Source organism: Pseudomonas sp. FYR_7 (assembly GCF_043106155.1).
Classification (GTDB): domain Bacteria; phylum Pseudomonadota; class Gammaproteobacteria; order Pseudomonadales; family Pseudomonadaceae; genus Aquipseudomonas; species Aquipseudomonas parafulva_B.
Map to the genome: position 1 here is coordinate 1 of NZ_JBICMI010000082.1, position 15,708 is coordinate 15,708.

Annotated in this window: 11 protein-coding genes, 1 tRNA gene and 1 pseudogene; all 13 read right to left on the minus strand. The window is 57.5% G+C overall.

The features are described 5' to 3' along the window. Nucleotides 1-99 precede the first annotated feature (99 nt). Nucleotides 100-2,244: an elongation factor G gene (fusA, locus tag ACF8R3_RS21540; RefSeq protein ID WP_058606003.1), complete on the minus strand. Its 2,145-nt coding sequence runs from the start codon at nucleotides 2,242-2,244 to the stop codon at nucleotides 100-102. Nucleotides 2,245-2,274: 30 nt separating this feature from the next. Next, nucleotides 2,275-2,745 (minus strand): 30S ribosomal protein S7, encoded by a 471-nt coding sequence (gene rpsG / locus ACF8R3_RS21545; protein WP_003246741.1) that lies wholly within the window; start codon nucleotides 2,743-2,745, stop codon nucleotides 2,275-2,277. Nucleotides 2,746-2,851: 106 nt separating this feature from the next. Next, complete coding sequence (rpsL, locus tag ACF8R3_RS21550; RefSeq protein ID WP_003255492.1) at nucleotides 2,852-3,223, minus strand: 30S ribosomal protein S12; 372 nt, start codon at nucleotides 3,221-3,223, stop codon at nucleotides 2,852-2,854. A gap of 211 nt (nucleotides 3,224-3,434) precedes the next feature. Then, on the minus strand, nucleotides 3,435-7,634 hold the full coding sequence (gene rpoC / locus ACF8R3_RS21555) for a DNA-directed RNA polymerase subunit beta' (protein WP_058606002.1): 4,200 nt from the start codon (nucleotides 7,632-7,634) through the stop codon (nucleotides 3,435-3,437). A gap of 64 nt (nucleotides 7,635-7,698) precedes the next feature. Further along, the gene (gene rpoB / locus ACF8R3_RS21560; protein WP_058606001.1) at nucleotides 7,699-11,772 is read right to left on the minus strand and encodes a DNA-directed RNA polymerase subunit beta; all 4,074 of its coding nucleotides are present in this window, start codon (nucleotides 11,770-11,772) and stop codon (nucleotides 7,699-7,701) included. Nucleotides 11,773-11,991: 219 nt separating this feature from the next. Then, a complete protein-coding gene (gene rplL / locus ACF8R3_RS21565; RefSeq protein WP_003255496.1) occupies nucleotides 11,992-12,357 on the minus strand; it encodes a 50S ribosomal protein L7/L12 in 366 nt (121 codons plus the stop codon). Nucleotides 12,358-12,435: 78 nt separating this feature from the next. Continuing rightward, complete coding sequence (gene rplJ / locus ACF8R3_RS21570) at nucleotides 12,436-12,936, minus strand: 50S ribosomal protein L10 (RefSeq protein WP_016715872.1); 501 nt, start codon at nucleotides 12,934-12,936, stop codon at nucleotides 12,436-12,438. Between the two features lie 197 nt (nucleotides 12,937-13,133). Then, complete coding sequence (gene rplA, locus ACF8R3_RS21575) at nucleotides 13,134-13,829, minus strand: 50S ribosomal protein L1 (protein ID WP_027915749.1); 696 nt, start codon at nucleotides 13,827-13,829, stop codon at nucleotides 13,134-13,136. Next, entirely contained in the window at nucleotides 13,829-14,260 is a 432-nt protein-coding gene (rplK, locus tag ACF8R3_RS21580; RefSeq protein ID WP_027915748.1) for a 50S ribosomal protein L11, read from the minus strand. The genes rplA and rplK overlap by 1 nt, the downstream gene beginning before the upstream one ends. Before the next feature lie 119 nt (nucleotides 14,261-14,379). Then, on the minus strand, nucleotides 14,380-14,913 hold the full coding sequence (nusG, locus tag ACF8R3_RS21585) for a transcription termination/antitermination protein NusG (protein ID WP_003255501.1): 534 nt from the start codon (nucleotides 14,911-14,913) through the stop codon (nucleotides 14,380-14,382). A 9-nt stretch (nucleotides 14,914-14,922) separates the two neighbouring features. Then, nucleotides 14,923-15,291: a preprotein translocase subunit SecE gene (gene secE, locus ACF8R3_RS21590; protein ID WP_027915747.1), complete on the minus strand. Its 369-nt coding sequence runs from the start codon at nucleotides 15,289-15,291 to the stop codon at nucleotides 14,923-14,925. Nucleotides 15,292-15,335: 44 nt separating this feature from the next. Continuing rightward, a tRNA-Trp gene (locus ACF8R3_RS21595) sits at nucleotides 15,336-15,411 on the minus strand. Between the two features lie 54 nt (nucleotides 15,412-15,465). Beyond that, a pseudogene (locus ACF8R3_RS21600) lies at nucleotides 15,466-15,708 on the minus strand (elongation factor Tu); the annotation flags it as partial.

The following is a 15,708-nucleotide window of genomic DNA, read 5'->3' on the forward strand; positions in this document are numbered from 1 at the left end:
TGGTCAACGTGGCCGATAGTGCCGACGTTAACGTGGGGAAGGGTACGATCAAATTTTTCTTTAGCCACGACAGTGAACTCCTAGCCTAAAGGGGCTGAATCAGCCTTGTTTTTTAATGAGAGCTTCGACGATGTTCGACGGAGCTTCAGCGTACTTGGAGAATTCCATGGAGTAGCTTGCGCGACCCTGAGACATGGAACGAACGTCGGTCGCGTAACCGAACATTTCCCCGAGCGGAACTTCAGCGCGGACGACGCGGCCAGAGACCGACTCATCCATACCCTGTACCAGACCACGACGACGGTTCAGGTCACCCATCACGTCACCCAGGTAGTCTTCCGGGGTTACAACTTCGACCTTCATGATCGGCTCGAGAACCACGCCGCCACCCTTCTGGGCCAGCTGCTTGGTTGCCATCGATGCAGCGATCTTGAACGCCATTTCGTTGGAGTCGACGTCGTGGTACGAACCGTCGAATACCGTGGCCTTCAGGCCGATCAGAGGATAGCCGGCAACAACGCCGTTCTTCATCTGCTCTTCGATACCCTTCTGGATCGGGGCGATGAACTCCTTCGGAATCACACCACCAACGACTTCGTTGGTAAACACCAGACCTTCGGTGATATTGCCTTTTTCGTCCACTTCCGGCTCCGAGAAACGGATCCAGCAGTGACCGAACTGACCACGACCACCCGACTGACGAACGAACTTGCCTTCGATCTCGACGTTGGACTTGGTGATCTTCTCGCGGTACGAAACCTGAGGCTTACCGATGTTGGCTTCGACGTTGAATTCGCGCTTCATGCGGTCAACGAGGATGTCCAGGTGCAGCTCACCCATACCGGAGATGATGGTCTGGCCGGTTTCTTCGTCGGTCTTGACGCGGAACGACGGGTCTTCCTGGGCCAGCTTGCCCAGTGCGATACCCATCTTCTCCTGGTCGGCCTTGGTTTTCGGCTCGACGGACAGGGAGATTACCGGCTCAGGGAAGTCCATACGCTCAAGGATGATTGGATGATCGGCGTTGCACAGGGTTTCACCGGTGGTCACGTCTTTCATACCGATCAGGGCGGCGATGTCACCAGCGCGCACTTCCTTGATCTCTTCACGCTGGTTGGCGTGCATCTGCACCATACGACCAACGCGCTCTTTCTTGCCTTTGACCGAGTTGATCACGGAGTCGCCGGAGCTCAGAACGCCCGAGTAGACGCGAACGAAGGTCAGAGTACCTACGAACGGGTCGGTCGCGATCTTGAACGCCAGGGCCGAGAAGGGTTCGTTGTCGTCAGCGTGACGCTCGTCTTTACGAACAGCCGGGTCTTCCTTGTCCAGATCCTTGTCGTCCGGGTTGATACCCTGGATGGCAGGAATCTCGGTAGGAGCAGGCAGGTAGTCGATGACGGCGTCGAGAACCAGGGGAACACCCTTGTTCTTGAACGACGAACCGCAAACAGCTGGAACGATCTCGCTGGCCAGGGTGCGCGCGCGCAGGCCTGCCTTGATCTCGTCAACGGTGAGCTCACCGCCTTCCAGGTACTTGTTCATCAACTCTTCGTTGGCTTCAGCAGCAGCTTCAACCATGTTGTTGCGCCACTCTTGAGCCAGCTCAAGCATGTCCGCAGGAATTTCTTCCTCGCGGTAGGTGGTGCCCTTGTCGTCGTCGTTCCAGTAGATAGCCTTCATCTTGATCAGGTCGACCTGACCCTGGAAGTTATCTTCCGAACCGATGGCCAGCTGAACCGGAACCGGGGTGTGGCCCAGACGGTTCTTGATCTGACCTACGACACGCAGGAAGTTGGCACCGGCACGGTCCATCTTGTTCACGTAAACAACACGTGGAACACCGTACTTGTTGGCCTGACGCCATACGGTTTCGGACTGAGGCTCGACACCGGAGGTGCCGCAGAACACAACGACCGCGCCGTCGAGTACGCGCAGCGAACGTTCTACTTCAATGGTGAAGTCAACGTGGCCGGGGGTATCGATGACGTTTACGCGGTAGTTGTCGTACTGACCAACGGAACCTTTCCAGAAGGTGGTAACGGCAGCGGAGGTAATGGTGATACCGCGCTCCTGCTCCTGCACCATCCAGTCGGTGGTCGCGGCGCCATCATGCACCTCGCCCATCTTGTGGCTCAGACCTGTGTAGAACAGGATCCGCTCGGTAGTGGTGGTCTTGCCCGCGTCAACGTGGGCACAGATACCAATGTTACGGTAGCGGTTAATTGCTGTAGTACGAGCCATAAAGCCCTCGCAAAGTAATTGATGCTTGAATTAGAAGCGGTAGTGCGAGAACGCTTTGTTGGCTTCAGCCATACGGTGCACGTCTTCACGCTTCTTGACTGCAGCACCCTTGCCTTCGGCAGCATCCAGCAGCTCGCCAGCCAGGCGCAGAGCCATCGACTTCTCGCCGCGCTTGCGGGCGTAGTCTACGAGCCAGCGCATGGCCAGAGCGTTACGACGGGATGGACGAACTTCAACCGGGACCTGGTAAGTGGCACCGCCGACACGACGGGACTTTACTTCGACCAGCGGAGCGATGGCGTCGAGAGCTTTCTCGAAGATTTCCAGGGGGTCGCTGTTCTTGCGTGCTTTGACGGTATCCAGGGCACCATAAACGATGCGCTCGGCTACGGCCTTTTTGCCGCTTTCCATCACGTGGTTCATGAACTTGGCGAGAATCTGCGATCCGTACTTAGGATCGTCAAGGATCTCACGTTTTGCTGCTACACGACGTCTTGGCATGATAAGCCCTCAAACGGTCTTCAGGTTAGCCCGGGACCTGGGTCTACGACCCCCGCCCGACCTTACTCTTATCGACTCAAAAAAATGGATGTCTGCAAACGGCCGATTACTTCGGACGCTTGGTACCGTACTTCGAACGACCCTGGTTACGGCCTTTAACGCCCGAAGTATCCAGAGAGCCGCGAACGGTGTGGTAACGAACACCTGGCAAGTCTTTTACACGGCCGCCACGGATCAGGACGACGCTGTGCTCTTGCAGGTTGTGGCCTTCACCACCGATGTACGAGGAAACCTCGAAACCGTTGGTCAGACGCACACGGCATACTTTACGCAGTGCCGAGTTAGGTTTTTTCGGCGTAGTGGTGTACACGCGGGTGCACACGCCACGACGTTGCGGGCAGTTCTGCAGCGCAGGAACGTCGGACTTCTCGACCGAACGCTTACGCGGCTGACGTACCAGCTGGTTGATAGTTGCCATCTACTAGCTCCACTGATTGTCTTGCGACTCTATTGTCTTGCAAGAAAGCCAAAAATTGGCGAGACGGAGCCTCACCAAATTTAAGGGTACAAAAGTCTAAAGAGGATCTTGCACCCAGTCAAGACAAGGCCCCGGCCCTCCCCGCCCGATCATCGGCAACATTTCATGTCGCCGACGACCGTTCGGGGTCAACCGGGGCCCTGCCCTGTACTCAGTTACCGCTGGAGTTCAGTGCTTCGGTCAGTGCGGCTTCCACCTCACTGGCGCTCACACGCAGCGGCTTGTCTGCATCACGGCGACGCTTGCGCTCGCTGTGGTAAGCCAGACCGGTACCGGCCGGGATCAAACGACCCACGACCACGTTTTCCTTCAGACCACGCAGGTAGTCGCGCTTGCCAGTTACGGCCGCTTCGGTCAATACGCGTGTAGTTTCCTGGAAGGAAGCCGCGGAAATAAACGACTCGGTCGACAGCGACGCCTTGGTGATACCCAGCAGCACACGGGTGAACTTGGAGATGAACTTGTCCTCGCCGGCGAGACGCTCGTTCTCTACCAGTACCTGAGTCAGTTCCATCTGGTCGCCCTTGATGAAGCTGGAATCGCCCGACTCGGAAATCTCGACCTTGCGCAGCATCTGGCGCAGGATGGTCTCGATGTGCTTGTCGTTGATCTTAACGCCTTGCAGACGGTAAACGTCCTGAATCTCGTTGACGATGTACTTGGCGAGTGCGCTGACACCCAATAGACGCAGGATGTCGTGCGGATCGCTCGGGCCGTCGGAGATAACTTCGCCGCGGTTTACCTGCTCACCCTCGAAGACGTTCAGGTGACGCCACTTCGGAATCAGCTCTTCGTACGGATCGCTACCGTCGGTCGGCGTGATCACCAGGCGACGCTTGCCCTTGGTCTCTTTACCGAAGGCAATGGTACCGCTGACTTCAGCCAGAATCGACGCTTCCTTCGGACGACGCGCTTCGAACAAGTCGGCAACACGTGGCAGACCACCGGTGATGTCACGGGTCTTGGACGTTTCTTGCGGGATACGCGCAATAACGTCACCGACACCGATCTGGGCACCGTCGGCTACGCCAACCAGGGCATTGGCCGGCAGGAAGTACTGGGCAGGTACATCGGTACCCGGCAGGTACAGGTCCTTGCCAGAGGCATCCACCATCTTGATGGCCGGACGGATTTCCTTGCCTGCGGCAGGGCGATCCTTGACGTCCAGCACTTCAATGTTGGTCAGGCCGGTGAGCTCATCGGTCTGACGCTTGATGGTGATGTTTTCTTCCATGCCCACGAAGGTCACGGTACCTTTGAGCTCGGTCACGATCGGGTGGGTGTGCGGGTCCCACTTGGCGACGATGGCGCCAGCTTCGACCTTGTCACCTTCCTTGACCGAAATCACAGCGCCGTACGGCAGCTTGTAACGCTCACGCTCACGACCGAATTCGTCGGCAATGGCCAACTCGCCCGAACGCGATACGGCAACCAGGTTACCGTCTGCGCGCTCAACCTGCTTCAGGTTATGCAGACGTACCATACCGCCATTCTTCACCTGAACGCTGTCAGCAGCCGAGGTCCGGCTTGCAGCACCACCGATGTGGAACGTACGCATGGTCAGCTGGGTACCAGGCTCACCGATGGACTGGGCGGCAATGACGCCGACCGCTTCACCGATGTTCACCTGATGACCGCGCGCCAGGTCACGGCCGTAACACTTGGCGCAGATACCGAAGCGGGTTTCGCAGCTGATCGGCGAACGCACGACCACTTCGTCGATGCTGTTCAGCTCGATGAACTCGACCCACTTCTCGTCTACCAGCGTACCGGCAGGAACGATGACGTCCTCGGTGCCTGGCTTGAACACGTCACGGGCGATCACACGGCCCAGAACACGCTCACCCAGCGGCTCGACAACGTCGCCGCCTTCGATGTGCGGGGTCATGACCAGACCTTGGTCGGTACCGCAGTCGATCTCGGTCACCACCAGGTCCTGCGCCACGTCTACCAGACGACGCGTCAGGTAACCGGAGTTAGCAGTCTTCAGTGCGGTATCCGCCAGACCCTTACGAGCACCGTGAGTCGAGATGAAGTACTGAAGTACGCTCAGACCTTCACGGAAGTTCGCGGTGATAGGCGTCTCGATGATGGAGCCATCCGGCTTGGCCATCAGGCCACGCATACCGGCCAGCTGACGGATCTGGGCTGCAGAACCACGCGCACCCGAGTCAGCCATCATGTACATCGAGTTGAACGATTCCTGGTCGACTTCATTGCCCTCGCGATCAATGACCTTCTCTTTCGAGAGGTTGGCCATCATCGCCTTGGACACTTCGTCGTTCGCCTTGGACCACAAGTCGATGACCTTGTTGTACTTCTCGCCCTGGGTTACCAGGCCGGAGGCGTACTGACTTTCGATTTCCTTCACTTCATCGGTAGCAGTACCGATGATGCGGGCCTTCTCATCCGGGATGACGAAGTCGTTCACACCGATGGAAACACCGGAAATGGTCGAGTAGGCGAAACCGGTGTACATCAGCTGGTCAGCGAAGATGACGGTCTCTTTCAGACCAACCACGCGGTAGCACTGGTTGATCAGCTTGGAGATCGCCTTTTTCTTCATTGGCTGGTTGACGACATCGTAAGGCAGGCCAGCAGGTACAACCTGGAACAGCAGCGCACGGCCAACAGTGGTGTCGACGATACGGGTGTTCTTGGTGACGCTGCCATCACGTTCTTTCACGGTCTCGTTGATACGAACCTTGATTTTCGCGTGCAGGGCAGCTTCGCCGGCGCGGAATACGCGGTCGACTTCCTGCAGGTCGGCAAACACACGACCCTCGCCCTTGGCGTTGATGGCCTCACGGGTCATGTAATACAGACCCAACACGACGTCCTGCGACGGAACGATGATTGGCTCACCGTTGGCTGGCGACAGGATGTTGTTGGTCGACATCATCAGTGCACGCGCTTCGAGCTGGGCTTCCAGCGTCAGCGGCACGTGAACGGCCATCTGGTCACCGTCGAAGTCGGCGTTGTACGCGGCGCAGACCAGCGGGTGCAGCTGGATGGCCTTACCTTCGATCAGTACCGGCTCAAAGGCCTGGATACCCAGACGGTGCAGGGTCGGTGCACGGTTGAGCAGCACGGGGTGTTCGCGAATCACTTCGGCGAGAACGTCCCACACCTCTGGCAGTTCGCGCTCGACCATCTTTTTGGCAGCCTTGATGGTGGTCGCCAGACCACGCATTTCCAGCTTGCCGAAAATGAACGGCTTGAACAGCTCGAGGGCCATCTTCTTCGGCAGACCGCACTGGTGCAGACGCAGGGTCGGGCCTACGGTAATTACCGAACGGCCGGAGTAGTCCACACGCTTACCGAGCAAGTTCTGACGGAAGCGACCTTGCTTACCTTTGATCATGTCGGCCAGGGACTTCAGCGGACGCTTGTTCGAACCAGTGATGGCGCGACCACGACGGCCGTTGTCCAGCAGGGCGTCGACCGCTTCCTGCAGCATGCGCTTTTCGTTGCGCACGATGATGTCCGGCGCCGACAGATCCAGCAGGCGCTTGAGACGGTTGTTACGGTTGATCACCCGACGGTACAGGTCGTTCAGGTCGGAGGTCGCGAAGCGGCCGCCATCCAACGGTACCAGCGGGCGCAGGTCCGGCGGCAGCACTGGCAGGACGGTCAGGACCATCCACTCAGGCAGGTTGCCGGAGCCCTGGAAGGCTTCCATGAGCTTCAGGCGCTTGGACAGCTTCTTGATCTTGGTTTCCGAGTTGGTCTGCGGAATCTCTTCACGCAGGCGGCCGATCTCGTGCTCCAGGTCGATAGCGTGCAGCAGCTCGCGGACAGCCTCGGCACCCATGCGGGCGTCGAAATCGTCACCGAACTCTTCCAGCGCTTCGAAGTACTGCTCGTCGTTGAGCAACTGGCCTTTTTCAAGCGTAGTCATGCCTGGGTCGATTACGACGTAGCTCTCGAAGTAGAGCACGCGCTCGATATCACGCAGGGTCATGTCCATCAGCAAGCCGATACGGGACGGCAGCGACTTCAGGAACCAGATGTGTGCGACCGGCGAAGCCAGCTCGATGTGAGCCATGCGCTCACGACGGACCTTGGCGAGGGCAACTTCAACGCCGCACTTCTCGCAGATAACGCCGCGATGCTTGAGCCGCTTGTACTTACCGCACAGGCACTCGTAGTCCTTGACTGGGCCAAAGATCTTGGCGCAGAACAGGCCGTCACGTTCTGGTTTGAACGTACGGTAGTTGATGGTTTCCGGCTTCTTAACTTCACCGAACGACCACGAACGGATCATCTCTGGTGACGCCAGACCGATGCGGATGGCGTCGAACTCTTCGACTTGACCCTGGTTTTTCAGCAAATTCAGTAGGTCTTTCAAGGCCTTTCCTCCTGGCGGAGCAGGGAGCGGGCACTGCCTGCCCCACTCCCCTTCACGTCACGTGTTATTCGGTTTCCAGATCGATATCGATACCGAGCGAACGGATCTCTTTGATCAACACGTTGAAGGACTCGGGCATGCCCGGCTCCATACGGTGATCGCCATCCACGATGTTCTTGTACATCTTGGTACGGCCGTTCACGTCGTCCGACTTCACTGTGAGCATTTCTTGCAGGGTGTATGCCGCGCCGTATGCTTCCAGCGCCCACACTTCCATCTCCCCGAAACGCTGACCACCGAACTGTGCCTTACCACCCAGCGGCTGCTGGGTAACCAGGCTGTAAGAACCAGTGGAACGCGCGTGCATCTTGTCGTCCACCAAGTGGTTCAGCTTCAGCATGTACATGTAACCAACGGTCACAGGACGCTCGAACTTGTTGCCGGTACGGCCATCGAACAGCACCATCTGGCCGCTCTCAGGCAGGTCGGCCAGCTTCAGCATGGCCTTGATCTCGCTCTCTTTCGCACCGTCGAACACGGGCGTTGCCATTGGCACGCCTTTCTTCAGGTTATGAGCCAGGGCGAGAATTTCTTCATCGCTGAACTCGTCGAGGCTTTCCTGACGACCACCGATCTCGTTGTAGACCTCGGTCAGGAACACGCGCAGCTCTGCGGCTTTGCGCTGCTCCTCGATCATGCGATCGATCTTTTCACCCAGACCCTTGGCCGCGAGGCCCAGGTGGGTTTCCAGAATCTGACCCACGTTCATACGCGAAGGTACACCCAGCGGGTTCAGTACGACATCGACCGGCGTGCCGTTGGCGTCATGCGGCATGTCTTCGACCGGCATGATCACCGAGACAACACCTTTGTTACCGTGACGACCGGCCATCTTGTCACCCGGCTGGATGCGACGGCGGATTGCCAGGTAGACCTTGACGATCTTCAGAACGCCTGGTGCCAGGTCATCGCCCTGTTGCAGCTTGCGCTTCTTGTCTTCGAACTTGTCGTCCAGCAGTCGGCGACGGTCGACGATGTACTGCTGAGCCTTTTCCAGCTGCTCGTTCAGTGCATCTTCGGCCATGCGCAGCTTGAACCACTGACCGTGCTCCAGACCGGCGAGGACTTCATCAGTGATGACAGTGCCTTTCTTCAGGCCTGCACCACCGTCGACCACCTGACCATCCAACGCAGAGCGCAGACGCTCGAAGGTTGCGCCTTCGACGATGCGGAATTCCTCGTTGAGGTCCTTGCGGATCTCGTCGAGCTGCATCTTCTCGATGGCCAGCGCACGGCTGTCACGCTCGACGCCATCACGGGTGAAGACCTGAACGTCGATGACAGTACCCTTGGTACCGGTCGGTACGCGCAGGGAAGTGTCCTTAACGTCGCTGGCTTTTTCGCCAAAGATCGCGCGCAGCAGTTTTTCTTCAGGGGTGAGCTGGGTTTCGCCTTTTGGCGTGACCTTGCCGACCAGAATATCGCCAGCGCCAACTTCAGCACCGACGTAAACGATACCGGCTTCGTCCAGCTTGTTCAGCGCAGCCTCACCCACGTTCGGGATGTCTGCAGTGATCTCTTCTGGGCCAAGCTTGGTGTCACGGGCCACACAGGTCAGTTCCTGGATGTGGATCGTGGTGAAGCGATCCTCCTGAACGACGCGCTCGGAGAGGCAGATGGAGTCTTCGAAGTTGAAGCCGTTCCATGCCATGAACGCGATGCGCATGTTCTGACCCAGCGCCAGCTCACCCATGTCGGTGGACGGGCCATCGGCCATGATATCGCCGCGCTGTACCATGTCACCCTTGCTCACCAGCGGACGCTGGTTGATGCAGGTGTTCTGGTTCGAACGGGTGTACTTGGTCAGGTTGTAGATATCTACACCTGCCTCGCCGGTTTCCACTTCGTCATCCGCTACACGGACCACGATACGGCTGGCGTCGACCGAGTCGATCACGCCACCGCGGCGAGCAACCACGCAGACACCGGAGTCACGGGCAACGTTGCGCTCCATGCCGGTACCTACCAGCGGCTTGTCGGCACGCAGGGTTGGTACAGCCTGACGCTGCATGTTCGAGCCCATCAGTGCACGGTTGGCGTCGTCGTGCTCCAGGAATGGGATCAGCGACGCAGCGACCGAAACTACCTGCTTGGGCGAAACGTCCATCAGGGTGACGTCTTCCGGCGCCTTGACGGTGAATTCGTTCAGGTGGCGCACAGCGACCAGCTCATCGATCAGCTGCTTCTTGTCGTTCATCGCGGCCGAAGCCTGGGCGATCACGTGATCGGCCTCTTCGATGGCAGACAGGAATACGATGTCGTCGCTGACAACGCCTTCCTTCACCACACGGTACGGGCTTTCCAGGAAGCCGTACTGGTTGGTGCGAGCATACGCAGCCAGGGAGTTGATCAGACCGATGTTCGGACCTTCAGGGGTTTCGATCGGGCACACGCGGCCGTAGTGGGTCGGGTGTACGTCACGCACCTCGAAGCCAGCACGCTCACGGGTCAGACCGCCAGGGCCGAGTGCGGAAACACGGCGCTTGTGGGTGATCTCGGAGAGCGGGTTGTTCTGGTCCATGAACTGCGAAAGCTGGCTGGAACCGAAGAACTCTTTCACCGCGGCCGCAACCGGCTTGGCGTTGATCAGGTCCTGAGGCATCAGGCCTTCGCTTTCAGCCATCGACAGACGTTCCTTGACCGCGCGCTCGACACGCACCAGGCCTACACGGAACTGGTTCTCGGCCATTTCACCAACGCAACGTACGCGACGGTTACCCAGGTGGTCGATGTCGTCGACGATGCCTTTGCCGTTACGGATATCGACGAGAGTCTTCAGAACCTCGACGATATCTTCCTTGCTCAGCACGCCCGAACCTTCGATTTCGGTGCGACCGATACGACGGTTGAACTTCATGCGGCCGACGGCGGACAGGTCGTAACGCTCGGCGCTAAAGAACAGGTTGTTGAACAGGGTTTCGGCAGCATCCTTGGTCGGCGGCTCACCTGGACGCATCATGCGATAGATTTCGACCAGAGCTTCCAATTGGTTGCTGGTGGTGTCGATCTTCAAGGTATCGGAGATGAACGGACCGCAATCGATGTCGTTAGTGTACAGGGTCTCGATACGGACAACCTGTGCCTTGGCGACTTTGACCAGCAGTTCGGTCGTCAGCTCGGTGTTGCACTCGGCAATGATCTCGCCGGTTGCAGGGTGCACGATGGCCTTGGCAGTCGTACGGCCCAGGACATACTCCATCGGCACGTTGAGCTGTTTGACACCGGCTTTTTCGAGCTGATTGATATGGCGCGCAGTGATGCGGCGGCCTTGCTCGACGATGACCTTGCCATTCTCGTCATGGATGTCCATGACCGCGACTTCACCACGCAGACGCTGTGGCACCAGTTCAAGGCTGAGGTTCTCGCCGGAAACATGGAACACGTTGGTGGTGTAGAAGGTGTTCAGCACTTCTTCAGTGCTGTAGCCCAGCGCGCGCAGCAGGACGGAAGCCGGCAGTTTGCGGCGACGGTCGATACGCACGAATACGCAGTCCTTGGGATCGAACTCGAAGTCCAACCAGGAGCCGCGGTAAGGAATGATGCGAGCGGAGTACAGCAGCTTGCCCGAGCTGTGAGTCTTGCCACGGTCGTGGTCGAAGAATACACCCGGCGAGCGGTGCAGCTGGGAAACGATCACACGCTCGGTACCGTTGATTACGAAGGTACCGTTCTCAGTCATCAGGGGGATTTCACCCATGTAGACTTCTTGCTCTTTGATGTCCTTGATCGCTTTGTTCGACGATTCCTTGTCGAAGATGATCAGGCGCACCTTGACCCGCAGTGGGACCGCGAAGGTCACGCCACGCAGGACACATTCCTTCACATCGAAGGCGGGTTCGCCCAGGCGATAGCCTACGTACTCCAAGGCAGCATTGCCGGAGTAGCTGATGATCGGGAATACCGATTTGAAGGCCGCATGCAGACCGACGTCGCGGAACTGATCCTTGGATGCTCCCGCTTGCAGGAATTCGCGATACGAATCCAGCTGGATGGCCAGGAGGTAAGGCACATCCATCACGTCCGGCAACTTGCTAAAGTCCTTGCGGATACGTTTTTTCTCAGTGTATGAGTAAGCCATCAGCGTTCCCCAGCTTGGTCACCTGCTTGTTTGGCTTCTCCCGGCGGGAGCAGCCAGAAAATCGTGCAAACCCTTGGTTTGCGCCACCCACATGGGTGTCTTGCAGCTTGTTATCGGGGCCGGCCTGACCGACCGCCAATAACGGAAAAAGGCCGGTGGCATAAGCCACCAGCCATCAGCCCTTTGCTCAACGCTCGGACTGGCGTCGCAAGGTCGAGATTACTTCAGCTCGACTTTAGCGCCTGCTTCTTCCAGCTTCTTCTTAGCGTCTTCAGCGGCTTCTTTCGAAACGCCTTCAGCTACAACCTGAGGAGCGCCATCGACTTTCTCTTTGGCTTCTTTCAGGCCCAGACCGGTCAGTTCGCGAACGGCCTTGATCACGTTCACTTTCTTGTCGCCAGCTTCAACCAGAACAACGTTGAACTCGGTCTGCTCTTCAACAACGGCAGCAGCAGCAGCTGGGCCAGCAGCGGCAACAGCAGCGGTAACGCCGAAGGTTTCTTCCATAGCTTTGATCAGCTCAACAACTTCCAGAACGGTTTTCTGGCCGATTGCTTCGATGATTTGCTCGTTAGTCAGGGACATGACTTAAATCCTGTATTGGGGTGACAGCCTACGCAGCCATCAAATTAAACGAATGATTTTGAAAGAGTTTCGCTTGCCTTAGGCAGCGGTAGCTTCTTTCTGGTCGCGAATGGCTGCCAGAGTACGAGCCAGCTTGCTGGTAGCGCCTTGGATCACGCTCATCAGTTTCGCAATAGCTTCGTCGCGGGTCGGCAGGGTAGCCAACACGTCGATCTGGTTCGCTGCAATGAAATTGCCGTCAAACGCAGCTGCCTTGATCTCGAACTTGTCCTGACCCTTGGCGAACTCTTTGAACAGACGGGCAGCAGCGCCCGGGTGTTCGTTGGAGAAAGCAATCAGGGTCGGGCCTTTGAACGCATCGTTGAGGATCGAAAATTCGGTGCCTTCAACAGCGCGCTTGAGCAGGGTGTTACGTACGACACGCACGTATACGCCAGCTTCGCGGGCCTCTTTACGGAGTCCGGTCATTGCGCTTACAGTCACACCACGGGCATCGGCCACGACAGCGGACAGAGCGACTTTGGCAGCCTCGTTGACTTCAGCGACGATGGCCTTCTTGTCTTCGAGTTTAATTGCCACGGGTTTACTCCTGGTTTTTACCGTTTCATCTGGCCGAAGCCGGATGTCGTTTTGGTGTCTGATTCGGTAACGAATCGGGAGCACCATCTGCGTGGGCTGGTGTTTTAAGGCTTGCGCCGCCTACGGTCTTGGATAGCCCCCGCCAGGCAGGGACCCCAATTTTTGCTGGTGGCGTGACAGGTCACACCACCATGTTCTTACACGTCCAGCGAGCTCTGGTCGATGACCAGACCTGGGCCCATAGTGGTGCTCAGGGTAACGCGCTTGACGTAGATACCTTTCGAAGAAGCTGGCTTGATACGCTTGAGGTCAGCAATCAGCGCTTCAACGTTTTCCTTCAGCTTGCCGGCTTCGAAGCCGATTTTGCCAACGGAAGTGTGAATGATACCGTTCTTGTCGGTACGGTAGCGAACCTGACCAGCCTTGGCGTTTTTCACGGCAGTGGCTACGTCTGGGGTTACGGTACCAACCTTCGGGTTAGGCATCAGGCCACGTGGGCCCAGAACCTGACCCAGCTGACCTACGACACGCATGGCATCAGGCGATGCGATGACGACGTCATAGTTCAGGTCGCCGCCTTTCATTTCAGCAGCCAGATCGTCCATACCTACGCGGTCAGCGCCGGCAGCCAGAGCGGCTTCAGCAGCTGGACCCTGGGTGAAGACAGCAACACGTACAGTCTTGCCAGTGCCGTGTGGCAGCACGGTAGCGCTACGAACAACCTGGTCGGATTTACGTGGGTCAACACCGAGGTTTACCGCGATGTCGTACGATTCGACGAACTTGGCAGCCGGCAGCGAAGCCAGCAGAGTTGCCGCTTCTTCGAAGTTATAGGCCTTGCCTGCTTCGATTTTTTCGGCGATTGCCTTTTGGCGCTTGGTCAGCTTAGCCATTACACACCCTCCACGTTCAAGCCCATGCTGCGGGCAGAGCCAGCGATGGTGCGTACAGCTGCGTCCAGGTCAGCAGAAGTCAGGTCGGCTTGTTTAGCCTTGGCGATTTCTTCCAGCTGAGCGCGGGTAACGGTACCGACTTTAACGGTGTTCGGGCGAGCCGAACCACTGGTCAGGCCAGCAGCTTTCTTCAGCAGAACCGAGGCAGGAGTGCTCTTGGTCTCGAAGGTGAAGCTACGGTCGCTGTATACAGTGATGATCACTGGAGTCGGCAGGCCGGCTTCTTGACCCTGGGTACGGGCGTTGAAGGCCTTGCAGAATTCCATGATGTTCACACCATGTTGGCCCAGTGCTGGACCAACGGGTGGGCTTGGGTTGGCCTGGCCGGCCTTAACTTGCAGCTTGATGTAAGCCTGAATCTTCTTAGCCATGAGCTACTCCAATATCGGGTACGAACGCCTATTGGCTCCCCGGATGACTTGCGTTTTATCCCAGTGACGACAAAACCCCGCAGCACACAGGGCTGCGGGGTATGGGATGCTTCGTCCGCCTAGACCTTTTCGACCTGGCTGAACTCGAGCTCCACGGGCGTAGAGCGACCGAAAATAAGCACTGCAACCTGCAGGCGGCTCTTTTCGTAGTTAACCTCTTCGACACTACCATTGAAGTCTGCGAACGGACCATCAATGACTCGAACCACTTCACCGGGCTCGAACAGAGTCTTGGGCTTCGGCTTGTCACTGCCGTCGGCAACGCGACGCAGGATTGCCTCAGCTTCTTTATCAGTGATGGGTGCGGGCTTGTCCGCTGTACCACCGATAAAGCCCATCACGCGCGGGGTATCCTTGACCAAGTGCCAAGTCCCTTCGTTCATTTCCATCTGGACCAACACGTAGCCCGGGAAGAACTTGCGTTCACTCTTGCGCTTCTGGCCGTTACGCATTTCAACGACTTCTTCGGTCGGAACCAGGATCTCGCCGAAACCGTCTTCCATGCCAGCCAGCTTGACGCGCTCGATCAAGGAGCGCATCACATGCTTCTCGTAACCCGAGTAAGCATGCACAACATACCAACGCTTAGCCACGGGGCACCTTTAGCCTACGATCAAGGAGACCGCCCAGCCGAGCAGGGAATCGAGCCCCCACAGCAGCAGAGCCATAACCAGCACGACAGCCACAACAATCAGCGTGGTCTGGGTGGTTTCTTGGCGGGTCGGCCATACGACTTTACGAATCTCGGTACGCGCTTCCTTGGCCAGCGTAAAGAACGACTTACCCTTCGCGGTCTGCAAGGCAACAAAGCCAGCAACAGCAGCCAGAGCAAGAAGTGCGAGTACGCGGTACAGAATTGGAGCAGCAGAGTAATACTGATTACCCACTACACCAACAACCACCAAAGCCACTACAGCCAGCCACTTGAACAGATCAAAACGCGATTCTTGGGCTTCAGTTTTGGGGGTCATCGAGGAGGATCCTGTAAGAAGAAAGCCATCACACCGAGGTGAAATGGCAGGTCAGGAGGGAATCGAACCCCCAACCTACGGTTTTGGAGACCGTCGCTCTGCCAATTGAGCTACTGACCTGTAACGCTGTATCAGGCCGGCTATTATACCGGCCCAATCAAGTAAATCAACTACTTATTCAATAATTTTGGCTACGACGCCGGCGCCGACGGTACGACCGCCTTCACGGATAGCGAAGCGCAGACCGTCTTCCATTGCGATGGTCTTGATCAGGGTAACAGTCATCTGAATGTTGTCACCTGGCATTACCATTTCAACGCCTTCCGGCAGTTCGCAGTTACCGGTCACGTCAGTGGTACGGAAGTAGAACTGAGGGCGGTAGCCTTTGAAGAACGGAGTGTGACGACCGCCTTCTTC